Below are 17,862 nucleotides of genomic sequence, written 5' to 3' on the forward strand. Positions count from 1 at the left end.
GGTGTCCCGTTCAGAATTGCAATGCGTTGGCGAGTCGGTCGATCTTGCCGCGGACCGTGTCGTCGATCACCAGGTCCCCGGCACGGATCTCGAGTCCACCAATCAGCGTGCTGTCGGTCTCGACCGTGACCTCCACCTGCCCGCCGAGACGCGAGGACAGCGCGGTGGCCAACGCCGCACGCTGAGCCTCGTCGATCTCGAACGCACTGCGCACAAACACGTGCCGCATGCCTTCGTCGGCACTGCGGCTGACTTCGAACAGTCGGGCGATCTCGGGAACGGCCGCCAGGCGTGCGTTGTCGGCGAGCAACCGGAGCAGGTTGGTGACCTCCTCCGGCAGGTCCTCGCCACAGACTTCGAGGGTGATGTCGCGGATGGTCTCGCGGGACACGTTGGGGTTGGCGATCAGAGCGACCATCTGCGGGTCGCCGGTCACCGCGGCCAACCGCCCGAGCGCGTCGGACCATGCCTCGACCTGTCCGGTTTCCTTCGCGCGCTCGAAGGCCGCCTCGGCGTAAGGCCGTGCGATGGTGGTGATGTCTCCGGCCATGGGTATTCCCTAGAGCTGCTTTGCGAACGAGTCGACGATCGACTTGTGGGCGTCGACGTTGATCTCCTTCTGGAGGATCTTCTCCGCCGCCGCGACGGCGAGCGTGGAGACGCGCTCACGCAGTTCTTCGCGTGCGCGGTTGGTCTCCTGTTCGATCTCGGCACGCGCCGCGGCGAGCAGCCGATCACCCTCGGTCCGGGCGTCGCTCTTGGCCTCCTCGACGATGTCGGTGGCCCGTTTCTGGGCCTGGCCGACGATCTCGGCGGCGGAGGCCTTGGCCTCCTTCATCAGCTCGAGTGCGCGTTGCTCCCCGAGGGCCTGCTCCTGATGGCCACGTTCGGCGGCGGCGAGACCTTCGGCGATCTTGGCCTTGCGCTCCGCCAACGCGTTGACGATGGGCGGCCACACATACTTCATACAGAACCCGACGAACACCGCGAAGGTGATCATCTGGGCGAACAGAGTCAGATTGATATTCATACCTATGCCTCTTGCCTGAGCCTCATGTGGGCGAGGAGTCTTCTCGGCCCGCGGGAGGGAGCAGGATGCGCGCTAGGCAGCGAACATCAGGAACAGACCCATGGCGATCGCGATGACGGGCAGTGCGTCGACCAGGCCCATGACGATGAAGAACTGGGTGCGCAGCATCGGGATGAGCTCGGGCTGACGGGCAGCGCCCTCCAGGAAGCGACCGCCGAGGACGCCGATGCCAACGCCGGCGCCGACTGCGCCCAGACCCAGCATCAGGCCAGCGCCGATGTACTTGATGACCTCTGCGAATGCTTGTGCGACTTCGAGTTCCATAGTTCTCTCCAGGATTGAAGGTCAGAGCCTTGAAAAACGGGGTTTAGTGATGCTCCTGGTGTGCCATGTCGAGATAGACGATGGTCAGCACCATGAAGATGAACGCCTGCAGCGTGATGATCAGGATGTGGAACACGGCCCACACGAACTGCAGAACGCCGCCGGTGACGTTGAGCGCGAGGCTGCCACCGTAGAGCAAGGCGATCAGGATGAAGATCATCTCGCCGGCGTACATGTTGCCGAACAGTCGCAGGGCGAGCGAGATCGGCTTGGAGATCAGACTGATCCCTTCGAGCACCAGGTTGGCGGGCATACCCCACTTGCCGAATGGCTGCAGGGTCAGCTCGCCGAGGAAGCCACCGACGCCCTTCATCTTGAAGCTGTAGTAGAGCACCAGGATGAAGACCATCAGCGCCATGGCGAAGGTGGCGTTGGGATCGGTGGTGGGCACGATCTTGAGATAGACGTGATGCGGATCGGCGCCGAACAGGGCCATGAAGTGGCCGAACAGATAGGGCACCAGATCGACCGGGAGCAGGTCCATCAGGTTCATCAGGAAGACCCAGGCGAAGATGGTCAGCGCCAGCGGGGCGACCATCGGGTTCTTGCCACTGAAAGAGCCGCGGACGTTGTCCTCGACGAAATCGACGATCCACTCGACGAAGTTCTGCGCTGCGCCCGGTACGCCGGCGCTGACGCGTTCTGCCACCCCTCTGAAGAACCAGAGGAACAGGGCGCCGAGCAGGATCGAGAAGAACATGGTGTCCAGGTTGATCGCCCAGAAGCCCATCTCTGCGGCCTCCGCGCTGCTGTGCGCGAGCCCGAAGCCGTGCTCGGGGTGGAAGCCGAGAGTGAGGTTGGTCAGATGGTGTTGAATGTATTGTTCAGCGGTGAGCGTTTCGGTAGCAGCCATCGATCATTCTCACTTCGTGTTTCGTTTGGCCAGTTGGGCCGCGATCAGGATCGGCATCACTTGCATGAGGAAGTAGGCCCCCAGCAATGCCGGTATGTTCAGGTCGTCGAATGTTGCGAAGGCAACGACGAACAAACCCAGGACCAACGCGATCTTTGCGACTTCGGCACGATAAAAACGCCTGACCAGACGCTCTGGCGCCTGGGCGCGGTAGGCGCGAAAGACCCAGGCCGCGAGCATGGCGTTGGCCAGCAGGCAGGATCCGGAACCTATGAGAACCGATAGTGCAACGGAGCGACCGAACGGCAGGGCGAGTAGCACCGACACCAGGCTGAGGATCGTCTGTATTCTCAGGACGTTCCCGGCCTGAAGCGCATCCGGCTGTTGCATTCAGATCATCGTGGTTTGGTTGAGCGCGTCGCTCACCGGACGCGAAGTATAGGGGATCGCTAATATCGGGTCAATGTAACCGCGGCGTGCTCGGGGCCTTGCGCTGCGCGGGTTTCAGGCCGATGACAAGAGCCGTTTCGGCCGTCGCCAAGGTGCCGGATCCAGTTGATCGAACAGGTGTTTCAGCCGTTTCCCTCGTGTTCCGTCGCGCCCTTTCGGTCAGGGTGCGCGCCTCTCAGCGGATATGACCGAGGATGCCGTCGAGTTCGTCGAGGCTGTTGTAGCTGATCACCAGCTTGCCGCTGCCGCGACTGCCGTGCTGGATGCGCACCGCAGCGCCGAGTCGGTCGGTGAGGTCGTTCTGCAGCCGGCGGATGTCGGGATCGGTCTCCTCTGCCCGCGGGGTCGGCGCCGCGGTCGCGCCTTGTTGCAGCCGGCGCACCAGGCGCTCGGTGTCGCGCACCGAGAGCCCGCCGGCGACCACCTGACGGGCGAGCGCACACTGCACCTGGCCCTTGACCCCGAGCAGAGCACGGGCGTGGCCCATCTCCAACCGGCCGTGGTCGAGGTGGTCCTTGACCTCGGGCTCGAGCTCGAGCAGCCGCAGCAGGTTGGAGACCGTGGTGCGCGACTTGCCGACCGCCTCGGCCACCTCCTGATGGGTGAGCTCGAACTCCTCGACCAGACGGTGCAGCGCGGTGGCCTCTTCCAGCGGATTGAGATCGGCGCGCTGGATGTTCTCGATCAGCGCGATGGCCAGCGCGCTGGTGGCGTCGAGTTCGCGCACCAGCGCTGGGATCTCGTCGAGTCCGGCTTGCTGGCAGGCGCGCCAGCGCCGCTCGCCGGCGACGATCTCGTAGCGTCCCTCGGCCAGCGGTCGCGCCAGAATCGGCTGCAGCACGCCCTGGGCGCGGATCGACTCGGCCAGCTCGCGCAGCGCCTCGGGGTCGAAATCGCGGCGTGGCTGATAGCGCCCGCGCTGCAGCTGCTCGAGCGGCAGGCGCACGATGCGTTCGCCGGGTCGGGCGGTGGTGGTTGCTGTCGCGCCGCCGGGCTCGGTGCCGCTGCGCGCGGCGCCGAGCAGGGCGTCGAGTCCCCGTCCCAGCCCCTTTTTCTTGTTCGGTCGAGTGGTGTCCTGGTCCATGTCAGGCGGCGTTGCGCCCCTTCTGCTGGCGGCGCAGCACCTCGCTGGCCAGCGCCATGTAGGCGATCGCGCCCTTGGAGGACGGATCATAGAGCTGGGCCGGCATGCCGTGGCTCGGGGCCTCGGCGAGGCGCACGTTGCGCGGGATGATGGTGCGGTAGACCTTATCCTTGAAATGGGTGATGAGCTGGGTCGAGACCTGGTTGGCGAGGTTATTGCGCGGGTCGTGCATGGTGCGCAGGATGCCCTCGACATGCAGGGTCTCATTGCGGTTGGCGCGGATCTGCTCGATGGTGTCGAGCAGCGCCGAGAGCCCCTCGAGGGCGTAGTACTCACACTGGATCGGGATCAGCACCCCGCGTGCGGCGACCAGGGCGTTGACGGTGAGCATGTTGAGCGAGGGCGGGCAGTCGACGATCACCAGCTCATAGGCCTGGGCGGCGCGCTCGAGCACCCGCGCCAGACGGTGCTCGCGGTCGGGTGAGTCGATCAGCCCGACCTCGGCGGCGGTGAGATCGGCGTTGGCCGGCAGCAGGTCGAAACCGGGCGAGGGCTCGGTGATGCGCTGCAGACAATCGGCGATGGGGATATCGCTGAGCAGCAGGTCGCAGCTCGAGTGCTCGAGCGCGTGCTTGTCGACACCGCAGCCCATGGTGGCGTTGCCCTGGGGGTCGAGATCGACTAGCAACACACGGCGCTTCATCGCCGCCAGGCAGGCGGCGAGGTTGACCGCGGTCGTCGTCTTGCCGACTCCGCCCTTCTGATTGGCGATGGCGATGATGTTGACCATGCTCGACTCAGTCGTTCTCGATGGCGATCAGGTGACGCGGGCCGTCGAGGAAGGGCACCTGCAGGCGGTGCACAGTGAACGGCTCGGTCGGTAGCTCGGCGGTGTCGACCTCGGGGTGGTGCGCGCGCATCAGCAGCAGCCGACCCGGGGAGTCGAGCAGGCCGGTCTCGCGTACACGCAGCACGTCGGTGGCGGCAACCGCACGGCTGACAATGGTACTGAATTTTTCCCCCGGTCGGTATGTCTCGATCCGCGCTTGCACCGGCTCGGCGTTGGCGAGACCGAGCTCGAGCACCGCCTGGCGCACGAAACGCACCTTCTTGCCGTTGCTGTCGAGTAGCCGGACCCGGCACGCCGGGGCCACGATCGCCAGCACCAGACCGGGCAGGCCGGGGCCGGTGCCGAGGTCGAGCACACGCTCGCCGCACAGGTGCGGCAGCACCGCCAGGCTGTCGAGCAGGTGACGCACCACCATCTCATCGGGGTCGCGCACCGCGGTGAGGTTGTAGGCGCGGTTCCAGCGCACCAGCAGCTGCAGATAGTCGATCAGCTGGTCGTGCTGGGCCGCCGTCGGCCCGATCCCCAGCGCCGCGCAGCCGGCCTGCAGCCGCTCGCCGAGGCGCTCGCGCTGGGCTGGGGTGAGATCGGTGGTCGCGCCGCTCATGCCGGGTGCCGCTTGAGATGGATCAGCAGCAGCGACACCGCCGCCGGGGTCACCCCGGGGATGCGCGCGGCCTGACCGACGGTGGCGGGGCGGGTGCGGCAGAGCTTCTCGCGCACCTCGGCGGAGAGACCGCGCACTGCGGCGAAGTCGAAGGTCTCGGGCAAGGGCTTGTCCTCCTGGGCGCGCTGACGGGCGATCTCGTCGCGCTGGCGGGCGATATAACCGGCATAGCGGGTCTGGATCTCGACCTGCTCGGCGACCTCGGGGGCGACCGGATGATTTGGCGTGTCGATCAGGACGTTGACCCCGGCGTGATCGACGCCGGGGCGGGCGAGCAGGTCGAGCGCGCGCGCCTCGCGCCGCAGCGGCTCGCCGAGCACCGCCCGCAGGCGCGCCGGGTCGACCCGGTCGGGACGGACGATGGCCGCAGCGAGGCGCTCGCGCTCGCGCTCGATCGCCTCGCGCTTGGCCTCGAAGTGCGCCCAGCGCTCGTCGTCGATCAGCCCGAGCGCGCGCCCGGTCTCGGTCAAGCGCAGATCGGCATTGTCCTCGCGCAGCATCAGCCGGTACTCGGCGCGGCTGGTGAACATGCGATAGGGCTCGTTGGTGCCGCGGGTGACCAGATCATCGACCATCACCCCGATGTAGGCCTCGTCGCGACGCGGCACCCAGGGCGACTCTTCGCGCAGCCGACGCACCGCGTTGATGCCGGCGAGCAGCCCCTGGGCGGCGGCCTCCTCGTAACCGGTGGTGCCGTTGATCTGACCGGCGAGGAACAGCCCCTGAAGCTGGCGCGTCTCCAGCCCCGGGGCGAGATCGCGCGGATCGAAGAAGTCGTACTCGATGGCATAGCCGGGGCGGGTGATATGGGCCTGCTCCAGCCCCGGGATCGAGCGCACCAGCGCCTCCTGCACGTCGTAGGGCAGGCTGGTGGAGATGCCGTTGGGATAGACCTCGTGGGTGTCGAGCCCCTCGGGCTCGAGAAACACCTGGTGCGAGTCCTTGTCGGCGAAGCGCACGATCTTGTCCTCGATCGAGGGACAGTAGCGCGGGCCGATGCTGTCGATCACCCCGGTATAGAGCGGCGAGCGCGACAGCCCGGCGCGGATGATCTCGTGGGTGCGGGCGTTGGTATGGGCAATGTGACAGTTGACCTGCGGCGGGTGCTCGGCGGCGCTGCCGAGGAAGGAAAACACCGGCACCGGTTCGTCGCCGGGCTGCTCGGCGAGCCGCGCGTAATCGATGCTGCGTGCGTCGAGACGCGGCGGGGTGCCGGTCTTGAGCCGTTCGATCCGCGGCAGCAGTTCACGCAGTCGCGCGGCCAAGGCGTTGGCCGGTGGATCCCCGGCACGCCCGCCCTCATAGTTGCTGAGACCGATATGGATGCGCCCGCCGAGGAAGGTGCCGACGGTCAGCACCACCGCCCGGGCGCGAAAGCGCAGCCCCATCTGGGTGCTGACCCCGGCGACCCGGTCGCCCTCGACGATGAGGTCGTCGACGGTCTGCTGGAAGATCCGCAGCCCGGGCTGGGACTCGAGCGCGGCGCGCACCACGGTGCGATAGCGGGTGCGGTCGGCCTGGGCGCGGGTGGCACGTACCGCCGGGCCCTTGCTGGCGTTGAGGGTGCGGAACTGGATCCCGGCGCGGTCGGTGGCGCGTGCCATCAGCCCGCCGAGGGCGTCGATCTCGCGCACCAGATGGCCCTTGCCGATACCGCCGATGGCGGGGTTGCAGCTCATGTTGCCGAGGGTCTCGACGTTCTGTGTCAGCAGCAGGGTGCGTGCGCCGGCGCGCGCCGCCGCGAGCGCCGCCTCGGTGCCCGCGTGACCGCCTCCAACCACGATGACGTCGTACTGATCGCTCGCAAACATGTCAGGAAACCCGATCCGATGAAGCCCTTCAGTTTAACCCATATCCACTCGCGCGCGGCGGCGCCGGGAGCATCCTCATGAACCGACCCGAACCCCGCCCCGTCTCCGCGTCGCCGGTGGATCGCTGCAGTGCGGTGCTCGAGGCCGCCGCCGCGGTGATCCTCGGCAAGGAGCACGAGTTGCGCCTGGCGCTGACCTGCCTGCTCGCGCGCGGCCACCTGCTGATCGAGGACCTGCCCGGGGTCGGCAAGACCACGCTCGCGCACCTGCTGGCGCGGCTGCTCGGGCTGGAGTACGCGCGCATCCAGTTCACCAGCGACCTGCTGCCGGCCGATGTCATCGGGGTGTCGGTCTATGACCGCGCCAGCGAGTCCTTCCGCTTCCACTCGGGGCCGGTGTTCTCCCAGCTGGTGCTCGCCGACGAGATCAATCGCGCCACCCCCAAGGCACAGAGCGCGCTGCTCGAGGCGATGGAGGAGCGTCAGGTCACGGTCGAGGGCGAGACCCGTGCGCTGCCCGAGCCCTTCTTCGTCATCGCCACTCAGAACCCGCTCCACCAGATCGGCACCTTCCCGCTGCCCGAGTCGCAGCTCGATCGCTTCCTGATGCGCATCGAACTCGGCTATCCGGCCGCACGCCAGGAGAAGCGCCTGCTCGCCGGCGAGGACCGTCGCGCGCTGGTGGCGCGCCAGGCTCCGGTGCTCGCGCCCGCCGAGCTGGCCGCCCTGCAGGAGCTGGTGGTGGCGGTGCACGCCGCCCCGGCGGTGATCGACTACGTTCATGCCATCCTCGCCTTCACCCGCGCCTCGGGGCGCTTTGCCTATGGGCTCTCGCCGCGCGCCGGGCTGGGGCTGCTGCGCGCGGCCAAGGCCTGGGCGCTGCTCGGCGGGCGCGACTACGTGCTCCCCGAGGACGTACAGGCGGTGCTGCCGGCCTGCTGCGCCCATCGTCTGGTCGGCAGTGGCGAGGGCGCTGTGCTCGATGCCTCCCGGGTCGACGCCGAGATCCTCGCCCATGTCCCGGTCCCCTGAGCGCGCGCGCTGGCGCGGTTGGTTCGCCGCGCGCTTCGACGCCATGCTGCGCCGCGCCCGCAGCGACCCCGATGGCGTGGTGCGCATCGGCGCGCGCCAGATCTATATCCTGCCCACCCGCTTCGGGCTGGTGTTCGGCGCCGTGCTGCTGGTGATGCTGCTCGGCTCGCTCAACTACCAGAACAACCTCGGGTTGCTGTTCACCTTTTTCCTCGCCGCGGTGGCGCTGCTGGCGATGCACCATGCTTGGTTTAACCTGCTCGGGCTGGAGCTGCAGGCGCGGCCCGGGGCGGCGGTGTTCGCCGGCGAGCCGGCGCGCTTCACCCTCAGTGTGCGTGGGCGCGGTCGGCGCGCGCGTGCCGACCTGCGTCTGAGTGGTGCCGAGGATGCCGCTGCGCCGCTCGCCGTCCCCGGCGATGAGCAGCGCGGCTGCGCCCTCGCCGTGACCACCAGGCGCCGTGGCTGGCAACCGCTCGGCGAGGTGCGGGTCGAGACCTGCCACCCGCTGGGGCTGTTCCGTGCCTGGTGCCACACCCTGCCGCAAGCCGCCACCCTGGTCTATCCGGCCCCTGCGCAGCGCGCCCCGCCGCCGCTCGGCACGGGTGCCGGCGCGCGTGCCCAGCCGCTGGGGACGGGGGGCGGGGTCGAGGACTATGTCGGCGCGCGCGACTATCGTCACGGCGACTCGCCGCGCCATCTCGACTGGAAGGCCTATGCCCGCGAACGCGGCCTGCTGACCAAGCAGTTCGAGGGCGAACAGGGGCGCGAGTTGTGGATCGAGTGGGCGGCGCTCGCCACCGCCGATCCTGAGGCGCGGCTCACCGAACTCGCTCGCCAGCTGCTCGATGCCGCGGCCGCCGGGGCGCGTTTCGGACTGCGCCTGCCCGGGGTGGAGGAGCCGTTGGCCGCCGGCGAGGCGCAGCTGCAGCGCTGTCTCACCCGTCTTGCGCTGTTCGGCCAGGAGGGCGGCGATGACCATTGAGCGCGCGCACTGGCCCGAGCCCGTCCCGGACCGCCTCCAACAGCTGTGGCTGACCCTGGTGGTGATTGCCGGGGCCGTGCCGCTGCTGTCGTGGCTCGATTGGCGCATCGCCGTCCTCGTCGTGGCGCTGTTCGCGCTGCGTCTGGTTGCGTTGCGCTGGCACGGGGCCCAGCCCGGGCGCTGGTTGCTGGTGCTGCTGACCCTCGCTGCGGTCGCCAACTGTCTCTACGTCTACGGCAATCTCAGTGGCCGCCAGGGCGGGGCGGCGCTGTTCCTCTCTATGCTCGCGCTCAAGTTGCTGGAGCTGCGCGCGCGGCGCGATCTGCAGCTCGTGGCCATCCTGCTCGGCTTCCTGGTGGTGGTGCAGTTCCTCTTCGATCAGTCGCTCGGCCTCGCACTCTATCTGGCGCTGGTGATCGGGGGCATGCTCGCGCTGCTGGCCGACCTCAACGGTGCGGCCGGGGGCGGGCGGCTGCGCCCGGCGCTGACCACGACCACGCGGTTGGCGCTGCAGGCGTTGCCGCTGACCCTGGTGCTGTTCCTGCTCTTTCCGCGTCTGAGCGCGCCGTTGTGGGACCTCGGACTCGATGCCGAGCAGGCCCGCACCGGCTTCTCCGACACCATGGAGCCGGGCGCGGTCAGCGAGTTGGTGGTCAACGGTGAGCTGGCCTTCCGGGTGCGTTTCTATGCCACTCCGCCGCCGCCCGAGCAGCGTTACTGGCGCGGTCTGGTGCTGTGGCAGACCGACGGGCGGCGCTGGACGGTGGGCGAGCCGCCGCAGGGCGGGCCGGTCTCGCTGGCGCTCGCCGCTGCGGCCGATCGACTCGACTACGAGGTGGTGCTGGAGCCGACCGACCGGCGCTGGCTGTTCGCGCTCGATCTGCCGGTCGCAGCCGAGGGGGCGGCGTTCGCGCCCGATCACCTGTTGCGTGCCCGCCGCGCGGTGGAGAGTGCGCTGCGCTATCGGGTGCGCTCGGCACTCGACTATCGCACGTCCCCACCGAGCGCGGCGCTGCGCGACTATGCCCTGCGCCTGCCGGCCGCCACCATCACCCCGCGGATGCGTGCCCTGGTGGCGAGCTGGCGTGGTGAGGGTGCGGACGACCAGGCCGTGGTGAGACGCGCGCTCGCCCACTTCAATCGCGAGGCCTTCCACTACACCCTGCTGCCGCCGCCGCTCGGACCGAATCCGGTCGATGCCTTCCTGTTCGAGACCCGACGCGGCTTTTGCGAGCACTATGCCAGCAGTTTCGCCACACTGATGCGGTTGGCCGGGATCCCCTCGCGGGTGGTGCTCGGCTATCTCGGCAGCGAGCCCAACGCCATCGGCGGCTATCACATGGTGTGGCAGTCCGATGCCCATGCCTGGGTCGAGGTGCTGCTGCCGGGGCGCGGCTGGGTACGGGTCGATCCCACCGCCGCGGTGGACCCCTCGCGGATCGACAACCAGAGCGCCTCGCGACTGCTCGGCGCCGGCAACCCGGTGCGCTTCGAGTTGACCCAGGGCGCGTGGCTCGCCCAGCTGGCGCGCGGCGCGCGCCAGTTCGCCGACAGTATCGATGCGGCCTGGCAGGACTGGGTGCTCGACTTCTCGGCCGAGGACCAGCTCGGACTGCTGCAGCGGCTCGGGCTCGGTAGGCTGGGTGAGTACGGGCTGGCGGTGCTGATGGTCGCGACCTTCTCGCTGACCCTGGGCGCGGTGCTGCTGGGGTTGGTGCGCGCGCCGCGCGTCTCCGACCCGCTGGTCTCGCGTCATGCCCGTTTCTGTCGCCGGCTGGCGCGTATCGGGCTGGCGCCGCACCCCGGTGAGGGCCCGCAGGACCATGGCCGACGGGTGATCGCCGCGCGTCCCGATCTCGCCGCTCCGGTCTCGCGCTTCCTCGCGCTCTATCTACCGGCGCGCTTCGGCCCCGCGCCCGACCCCCGGGCGGTGGTGCGGCTCGATGCCCTGCTGCGCGGCTTCCGTCCGCGCCGTCGTCGCTAGTCGCGCGGCGCGGGGACGCGCTCGACCAGGTCGCCGAGCAGGGCGTCGGCCGCCACCCCCTCGATCTCCAGCTCGGCACCGAGCCGCAGCCGGTGGCGCAGTACCGCCGGGACCATGCAGCGCACGTCGTCCGGGGTGGTGAAATCGCGTCCCTCAATGAGCGCGTGCGCCCGCGCCGCGCGCACCAGCGCGATGCTGGCGCGCGGCCCGGGACCACTGTCGACCCCCGGCCAGTCGCGCGCGGCGCGCACCAGCGCCACCGCGTAGTCGAGCACGCGCTCGTCGAGCCGAAGCGTGGTGGCGCTCAGCTGCAGGCGTTGCAGGGTCTCGGTGTCGAGCAGCGGACGCACCGCCGAGGTGTCGAGCCGGTCGCCGATGCGCCCGCTGGTGGCGGCGCGCACCGCGGCGCGCTCGGCCTCGGCGCTCGGCGGCGCCACCGCGATCTTCAGCAGGAAGCGATCGAGCTGGGCCTGGGGCAGCGGGTAGGTGCCCTCCTGCTCGATCGGGTTCTGGGTGGCGAAGACCAGGAAGGGGGGTTCGAGCGTCAGCGCCTGGCCCTCGATGGTCACCTGTCCCTCCTGCATCGCCTCGAGCATCGCCGCCTGGGTCTTGGCCGGGGCGCGGTTGATCTCGTCGGCGAGCAGCAGGTTGCAGAAGATCGGGCCGCGGCGGATGCGGAAGGCCTCGCGCTTGAGGTCGAACACCGCGTGCCCGGTGACGTCGCTCGGCATCAGGTCGGGGGTGAACTGGATACGCGCGTAGCGCCCCTGCACCGCGGCGGCGAGCGCGCGCACCAGCAGCGTCTTGCCGACCCCGGGGACGCCCTCGAGCAGGGCGTGTCCGGCGGCGACTAGCGCCACCAGCAGCTCGCGGATGGCCTGGTGCTGGCCGCTGACGGTCTGGCCGATGTCCTGTTCGAGCTGGTCGAGCTGGATGACCGCCTCGGTCAGCGGCAGTGGGGTCTGGGTCATGGGTCGGTGCTCTCGCGGTTGCCACCGGGCGATCGGGCCTGCTGCTCCAGTCGCGCCAGGGTATGGGTAAGGGTGATGAGCGCGCGGGCGTCGCGGGGTGTCTCCTCGAGCGCCTGGGCGAGGCGCGCGCGCGACTCGCCGCTGGCCGCGGCGAGCCGGCTCAGCCGCTGTTCGCGCGGTGCGCGCGCGATCTCCGGCAGGCGCCTCGCCCACAACCGCAGCACCCGGGCACGGCTGGCCGCGAGCAGTGCCGGAGTCTGGCGATGGCGCCAGAGGAAGTGCGCCCCGGCCTCGAGAAGGACGAGCCGGTCGCGCGCCGGTGCCGGGGCCGGCGCGAGCGTCGGCCCGAGCCGGGCGCCGAGCGACCACAGCCACACCGCCAGGGTGAGTGCTGCGGCGATCAGTGCCAGCGGTGCCCGCGCCCACAGCCGCGCGAGCAGCCCCGGCGGGGCCTCGGCATACAGCAGCCACACCTTACCGCCGGGCGCGGGGGCGACCAGACGGGCGCCGAACAGGGCGTGGTCACGCTCGCCGATGCGCTGGTGGGTGAGGATGTCGAGGTCGGCGAGCACGCTCAGCCGGCCGGCGCCGATCTCCCGGTGCGCCAGCGGTTGCCCGCAACGCTGTTTGTCGCCATGGCTGACGCACAGGGTCCGCCCGGGGTCGAGGGCGACCTCGAGTGGCGCCGCCCCGGGCGTCGGGCGCAGGCGGACCGGCATCGGTGGGCCCGACTCGGTCCAGTGCTCGGGGTGGATCCCGAAGGTCTCGAGCAGCGCGTGGCGTGGCCCCGTCCCCGGTGTGGTCACCAGCCGTCCGCCGGCGGCGATCCAGTCGCGCAGTCGCTGGTGCTGGCGTGGTGGCAGCGGGCCGGGCGCGCGCACCACCAGGGTGTCGCCGGGGGGCGGTGGGGCGGCGAGCAGGGCATGATCGGGGCGGCTCTCGACGGCGATGCCGAGCCCGGTGAGGAAGCGCTCGAAGGCGAGCAGCGGATTGGCTCGGGCCGCCGCCGAGGGGGCGACCGGCACCTGTTCGACGCGACGCTCGAAGTGGGTCAGGAACCAACTCGCCAGTGCCGCCACGAGGATTAGCCCGGTGCCGCCGAGGGTGAGTGCGAGCAGGCGCTGTTCAGTGTGCACCGGTCCGTCCCCGCCAGCGCCGCCAGTGGCTCAGCAGTCGCTCGACGTGCGCCGCGCTCGGAGCCCGATCGCCGTAGGCCGCGTGCCGGCGCGCCGCGGCGATCGCGGCGAAGGGGACCCGGATCCGGCGTGGCAGCCGTGCGCTCGCCCGCTGCACGCAGCTCCCCTCGGTGGCCCCCGGGGGGAGCGAGAGACCGAGCCGGTCGAGTCTCTCCAGGCTGGCGCGATAGAGCGCGCCGATGGCCGCGCCCGGGTCGTCGGCATCGAGCAGGCGACGGATCTCGCTCTCGTGATCGAGGGGCGATGTGGCATGCGGCCCGGACGCGGCCTCGTGCCCCGTCCTGGTCGACCTGGGCAGGCGTGGCGCGCGTTCGCGCCACAGCGCGCGGACGAGCACCAGCAGGGCGATCGCGGCGAGCGTCACCAGCCCCCACTGGATGGTGCCGGCGAGCCAGGGGGGCGGGGTCGCCGCCCAAGAGTCCTCGGCGTCCTCGGTGCCGCGCTGTGCGGGGTCGGTCACCGGCAGCCACAGCTCGACCTCGCGGGTGGTGCCGAACTCGGGCGAGTCGAGCACCTCGGCGATGCGTGCGCGGGCCGCCTCGGGGTCTGGCCAGGTCTCGGCCTCGGCCGGTGGCGGGGCGAGCAGCAGCGGTGCGAGCAGCGCCAGCGCCGGGAGCACGGCGGCCGGTGGCGGCGGGGCGCGGCGGAAGGCGAGTTCGATGTCCCAGCCCTCGAGTTCGGTGCGGCGGGTGAGATAGAGCGCGAACCCGGCGCAGACGTAGAAGGGCGCGATCAGCGAGCAGGCGAGCAGATAGCAGGCGCTGCTGATCCAGTAGGCCGGCGAGGCGCTGTCGTCGAGTGCGGCGACCAGGTCGATTCCCGCCAGCCCCTCGGGGATCAGCAGATAGAGCCCGAGCAGCATGCCGCCCCAGAGGATCGCTTCGAGGTGATAGCAGACCAGGGTCAGCCACCCGCTAGCGCTGCCCTCGGCGAGGGTGCGCAGCCGCGCGCGGTGGGCCCGGCCCGGCAGCCCTTCGAGCAGCAGCAGCGGGAGCACGAGCGCGCGTCTCGGGCTCAGCCGGCGCCACAGCAGCAGCGGCAGCAGGCGCGGGCGCAGCCCGGCGCCGAGCATCCCGGGGAGGGCGCCGCGTCGCGGGCGCTCGTCGAACAGCGCGCGGCTCGCCCACAACAGCAGCGGGGCTTCGTAGATCGGCTTGCACCACCACAGCGCCAGCAGCCAGAGGTCGCTGTGGAGCCAGGCCAGTGCCAGCACCATCAGGGTCAGCGGCAGCGCGGTGCACCACCACAGCGCCCAGAGTGCCGGGAACCAGGCGCGGGCGAGGGCGAAGCCGAGATCGATCGCCTGCCAGGCGGGGCAGGGGCGCAGCCGGGCGGTGAGTCGTTCAAGACGCATCGTCGCCACGTCCGGCCAGGGCGATGTAGAGGGCGAGGAGGGTCCAGCCGGCGGCGCCGACGGCGTATTTCACCGCCACCGGGGCCGCGCCGGCCGACCAGAAGGCCTCGATCAGTGCCGCACCGAGGAGCATCAGCGCCGCACCGGCCACCAGCACCAGGGCATCGCGGGCATTGACGCGCAGCGCCGCGAGCCGCGGCAGCCGACCCGGGGCGAACAGCGCCTTGCCGAGCAGTAGTCCGGCGCCGCCGCAGATGGCGATCGCGCTCAGTTCGAAGGGGGCGTGACCGCTGACGAAGGGCCAGAAGGTGATGCCGTGACCGATGGCGCTGAGGTGACCGGCGGCGGCGCCGATGAACAGTCCGTTGAACACCAGGATGACCACGCTGCCGATGCCGAACAGCACCCCGCCGGCGAAGCTGCGAAAGCCGATGCCGACGTTGTTGCGGACATAGAAGCTGAACATCGCCAGATCGCTGTCGGCCGGGCGCACCTGGCCGGGATGATCCCGGGTCGGGTCGTAGAGCGCCTCGAGTTCGGCGAGCTGCTCGGCGTCGATCAGCGTCAGGATCAGTCCGGGGTCGTGATAGGCGCCGAGCGCCATCGCCGCCATCGGTACGAACAGCAGCGCGGCGGCGAGCCACAGCGGTGCGGCGTGACGGCGCAATGCGCGCGGGAAGTCGCGCGCCATCAGCCGCAGCGCGCGGGGGCCGAGGCGCAGCCTGGGGTGGTGGAGCTGGGCGTGACCGCGCCGCACCAGCTGCTCGAGTTCGGCGATCAACCCGGGGGTGTAGCCGCGGGTTTGGGCCAGCGCATAGTGCGCGCACAGTCGACGATGCAGCCCCGGGAACTCGGCGAGCTCGGCGCCGCGGCGCCGGCGCTGTTCGAGCTGCTCGAGCAGCGCGCGATAGCGCGTCCAGTCGGCGGTGTGCTGGTGCTCGAAGCGTTGTTGTCTCATGCCGCGCGTCCATCGGGCGTGACGCGGTCGATCCAGGCCGCCCAGTCGGCGATCAACGCCGGCGCTGCGGTGCCGCGTACCCCGCGCGGGGCGGTTAGGACCTCGGCGAGTTCGATGCGCCGTGCGTCGGCGAGCGCGGGCGCGCGCTCGGCGAAGGCGAGGATCGCCGCTCGGGTGGCGGCGTCGAACTCGGGCGGCGGGCGCTGGCCGGCGGTCGATGCCGGGCCTCGGCGTGTCGCCGGGCGCTCGTCGTGCACCACCAGGGTGGCAGCGGCGAGATCGCCGATGCGGCGGAAGTCACGGTCGGCGAGGCTCACTGCCAGCCCCAGGGCGTAGCCGGCGGGGAGGAAATCGACCGTCCGTAGCAGGTTGCGCAGGGTCGAGGCGGGGAGCCCGACTGGGGTGGCGTCCTCGTGCACCACGCGCAGCCCGAGTGCCCGCTTGCCGGGGGTGGCGCCGCGCCAGACCTCGAACACCACCGGATAGAACCACTCGATGGCGAAGATCGCGAGCAGCGCCAACCCGATCCCGAGGTCGGCGAGTGCGAGCAGCGGGAGCAGCAGCAGATAGAGCCCGCCCCGGATCAAAAAATCGAGCGCCAAGGCGAGCGCGCGTGGTACCGGCCCGGCGACGCGTAACCCGAGGTCGATGCCCTCCGGGGTCTCGCGCAGGCGCAGGGTGTCGATCGGCTCGGCGTGCTCCCGGGGATGGCGGTTCATGGGGCACAAAGATGCGGGATTCGGAGGGTCGGGGCAAGCCGAGTGGTCCCCGGTGGCGCCCGCCCCGCGCCCAGGGCGGGAGCGGGGCGGGTGGCGGCAGGGCCGCCGTGGCTTGGTCAGGCGCGCTGCGGCACGCGCTCGAGCTCGGCGAGCTGGCGCAGCGAGTGGCTGACCATCTTCAGCGGGATACCGAAGAACCAGATCGAGGCGATCAGCACCATCACCGGATCGGCGTAGCGGGCGAGGTGCGCCATCGGGGTCAGCTCGGTGAGCTTGGCGATGATGAAGCCGCACATCACCGCGCCGCTGATCACGGTGTCCATCAGCCACTGTTTCTCCTCGGCGTTGATCAGCCCGGAGCCGAGCTGCTTGCGATGCTTGGTGATGTACCACCAGCTCAGGGTACAGCCGACCACGTTGATCAGGCCGAAGAGGATGGCCAGATCACCGTCGGTGTCACGGCCACCGTCGAGGATGGCGCGCACCGCGAGCACCAGTGACAGGGTGCAGAGCAGGATGATGACCGCGCCCTTGAAGAGGATCACCCGGTGTTCGATACGGGCCGCTGCCTGGGTGTTGAGCAGCCGTGATTGGCGATGGATGGCATAGAGGGCGAGCAATGACACCAGGGTCATGAACAGGCCGATGAGTGAATACAGGCCGTCGAAGATGACCACCATCGAGTTGATCCAGAGACCCCAGATCACTCCCATGATGGCGAAGGCGAGGGTAGACAACATCGAGAAGATCAGGATCTGACGTTCTCTCCGAGTCTGGGCGGACATGATGACCTCAACAGAAAGATGATGCGTGTTTGGTAGGTAAAGCGCGCGCCGGTCTGGTCCGGGTGTGGAACCGTGCGGCACACGTCAGGGTGCGAGCCTGTCGGACGAGCGATGCGCGTTGCTGTCTCCATGCGATGGTCCGGTGTGGGTTGATACGCTGCCGCCGGCCTTGGGCGCGGCGTCGTTGTCATGGCCTCGGCACCGGTGGTCCGGGGCCACGGAATTCGGTCCTCGATACTTGCCGGTCGCGCCAGCGCGTGGACCCAGAGGTCCGCAACACCATGCGGGATCGGTGACGGACTGGGGCTGGGCGTCAATGACGCAGCGGCGCCGGTCGGAGGGCGGACTGTCGGCGATGATCGAGGCGCACGCAGGCGCCCGGTCACCCAGGGACGGGAGAGGGCATCGGTGTCAGGTACCGATGGTGTCGGCGGGGCTGGAGACGCCGATCACGGGCTGGTGTGCTCGGGGGATCTGAGGGAGAAGCACACCAGTGCTTCCCGGGGTGCGCGCCATGTCCGCGCCAGGTGTCGGGCGGGCGGCTGACCGCATGAGCTGAGGCGATGTATATGCTTGAGGCTGCTTGCGAGTTGGCGGGGTGGTACGCGACCACGCCCTGACCTCCCCTTCTGCGTAGCGTCGGCAAGATCGTGAAAGTGTGATTTATTCAAACACTTGTTCGATTGCTTTGCAAATCCGCCCTGGCCGTGATGCCGACGAACGGCCGGTGAGCCCCCCGGGTTTGGGGGCTTGATC

18 protein-coding genes are annotated in these 17,862 nt (G+C 70.0%); 3 read left to right on the forward strand and 15 right to left on the reverse strand.

Annotated features, from left to right (window positions below; all coding sequences use genetic code 11):
* Nucleotides 1–10: 10 nt before the first annotated feature.
* The 9 genes from HF203_RS06775 to mnmG form a co-directional block, all read right to left on the reverse strand.
* Nucleotides 11–550, reverse strand: a complete 540-nt coding sequence (locus HF203_RS06775; protein ID WP_168667946.1) for a F0F1 ATP synthase subunit delta — start codon at nt 548–550, stop codon at nt 11–13.
* A gap of 9 nt (nt 551–559) precedes the next feature.
* Nucleotides 560–1,030, reverse strand: a complete 471-nt coding sequence (locus tag HF203_RS06780; RefSeq protein WP_168667948.1) for a F0F1 ATP synthase subunit B — start codon at nt 1,028–1,030, stop codon at nt 560–562.
* 72 nt (nt 1,031–1,102) lie between these two features.
* Nucleotides 1,103–1,354, reverse strand: coding sequence for a F0F1 ATP synthase subunit C (gene atpE / locus HF203_RS06785; RefSeq protein WP_005222005.1), 252 nt, complete (start codon nt 1,352–1,354; stop codon nt 1,103–1,105).
* Nucleotides 1,355–1,397: 43 nt separating this feature from the next.
* On the reverse strand, nt 1,398–2,267 hold the full coding sequence (atpB, locus tag HF203_RS06790) for a F0F1 ATP synthase subunit A (RefSeq protein WP_168667950.1): 870 nt from the start codon (nt 2,265–2,267) through the stop codon (nt 1,398–1,400).
* 9 nt (nt 2,268–2,276) lie between these two features.
* Nucleotides 2,277–2,657 (reverse strand): ATP synthase subunit I, encoded by a 381-nt coding sequence (locus HF203_RS06795; RefSeq protein WP_168667952.1) that lies wholly within the window; start codon nt 2,655–2,657, stop codon nt 2,277–2,279.
* Between the two features lie 235 nt (nt 2,658–2,892).
* The gene (locus tag HF203_RS06800) at nt 2,893–3,801 is read right to left on the reverse strand and encodes a ParB/RepB/Spo0J family partition protein (protein ID WP_168667954.1); all 909 of its coding nucleotides are present in this window, start codon (nt 3,799–3,801) and stop codon (nt 2,893–2,895) included.
* Nucleotide 3,802: 1 nt separating this feature from the next.
* Nucleotides 3,803–4,591 carry a ParA family protein gene (locus HF203_RS06805; protein ID WP_168667956.1) on the reverse strand — a complete coding sequence of 263 codons (789 nt, stop codon included), beginning with the start codon at nt 4,589–4,591 and terminating at the stop codon, nt 3,803–3,805.
* Between the two features lie 7 nt (nt 4,592–4,598).
* Complete coding sequence (gene rsmG / locus HF203_RS06810; protein ID WP_168667958.1) at nt 4,599–5,255, reverse strand: 16S rRNA (guanine(527)-N(7))-methyltransferase RsmG; 657 nt, start codon at nt 5,253–5,255, stop codon at nt 4,599–4,601.
* Nucleotides 5,252–7,126, reverse strand: coding sequence for a tRNA uridine-5-carboxymethylaminomethyl(34) synthesis enzyme MnmG (gene mnmG, locus HF203_RS06815; protein WP_168667960.1), 1,875 nt, complete (start codon nt 7,124–7,126; stop codon nt 5,252–5,254). Before mnmG ends, rsmG begins: the two co-directional genes overlap by 4 nt.
* Nucleotides 7,127–7,203: 77 nt before the next feature.
* On the opposite strand from mnmG, the gene HF203_RS06820 reads away from it, so the two are divergent.
* The 3 genes from HF203_RS06820 to HF203_RS06830 are packed head-to-tail and all read left to right on the forward strand — an operon-like array spanning nt 7,204 to nt 11,123.
* The gene (locus HF203_RS06820) at nt 7,204–8,157 is read left to right on the forward strand and encodes an AAA family ATPase (RefSeq protein WP_168667962.1); all 954 of its coding nucleotides are present in this window, start codon (nt 7,204–7,206) and stop codon (nt 8,155–8,157) included.
* Entirely contained in the window at nt 8,141–9,139 is a 999-nt protein-coding gene (locus HF203_RS06825) for a DUF58 domain-containing protein (RefSeq protein ID WP_168667963.1), read from the forward strand. The genes HF203_RS06820 and HF203_RS06825 overlap by 17 nt, the downstream gene beginning before the upstream one ends.
* A complete protein-coding gene (locus HF203_RS06830; RefSeq protein ID WP_168667965.1) occupies nt 9,129–11,123 on the forward strand; it encodes a transglutaminase TgpA family protein in 1,995 nt (664 codons plus the stop codon). Before HF203_RS06825 ends, HF203_RS06830 begins: the two co-directional genes overlap by 11 nt.
* On the opposite strand, the gene HF203_RS06835 is transcribed toward HF203_RS06830, so the two are convergent.
* The 6 genes from HF203_RS06835 to HF203_RS06860 form a co-directional block, all read right to left on the reverse strand.
* Nucleotides 11,120–12,094 (reverse strand): AAA family ATPase, encoded by a 975-nt coding sequence (locus tag HF203_RS06835; RefSeq protein ID WP_168667967.1) that lies wholly within the window; start codon nt 12,092–12,094, stop codon nt 11,120–11,122. The genes HF203_RS06830 and HF203_RS06835 overlap by 4 nt on opposite strands.
* Nucleotides 12,091–13,230 (reverse strand): DUF4350 domain-containing protein, encoded by a 1,140-nt coding sequence (locus HF203_RS06840; protein WP_168667968.1) that lies wholly within the window; start codon nt 13,228–13,230, stop codon nt 12,091–12,093. Before HF203_RS06840 ends, HF203_RS06835 begins: the two co-directional genes overlap by 4 nt.
* Nucleotides 13,220–14,644, reverse strand: a complete 1,425-nt coding sequence (locus tag HF203_RS06845; protein WP_168667970.1) for a DUF4129 domain-containing protein — start codon at nt 14,642–14,644, stop codon at nt 13,220–13,222. The genes HF203_RS06840 and HF203_RS06845 overlap by 11 nt, the downstream gene beginning before the upstream one ends.
* On the reverse strand, nt 14,634–15,602 hold the full coding sequence (locus HF203_RS06850) for a stage II sporulation protein M (protein ID WP_168667972.1): 969 nt from the start codon (nt 15,600–15,602) through the stop codon (nt 14,634–14,636). Before HF203_RS06850 ends, HF203_RS06845 begins: the two co-directional genes overlap by 11 nt.
* Nucleotides 15,599–16,321, reverse strand: a complete 723-nt coding sequence (locus tag HF203_RS06855; protein WP_168667974.1) for an RDD family protein — start codon at nt 16,319–16,321, stop codon at nt 15,599–15,601. The genes HF203_RS06850 and HF203_RS06855 overlap by 4 nt, the downstream gene beginning before the upstream one ends.
* 116 nt (nt 16,322–16,437) lie before the next feature.
* On the reverse strand, nt 16,438–17,106 hold the full coding sequence (locus HF203_RS06860; RefSeq protein ID WP_168667976.1) for a cation efflux transmembrane domain-containing protein: 669 nt from the start codon (nt 17,104–17,106) through the stop codon (nt 16,438–16,440).
* Between the last annotated feature and the right edge of the window lie 756 nt (nt 17,107–17,862).

The organism is Marichromatium bheemlicum (assembly GCF_012276755.1).
GTDB lineage: Bacteria > Pseudomonadota > Gammaproteobacteria > Chromatiales > Chromatiaceae > Marichromatium > Marichromatium bheemlicum.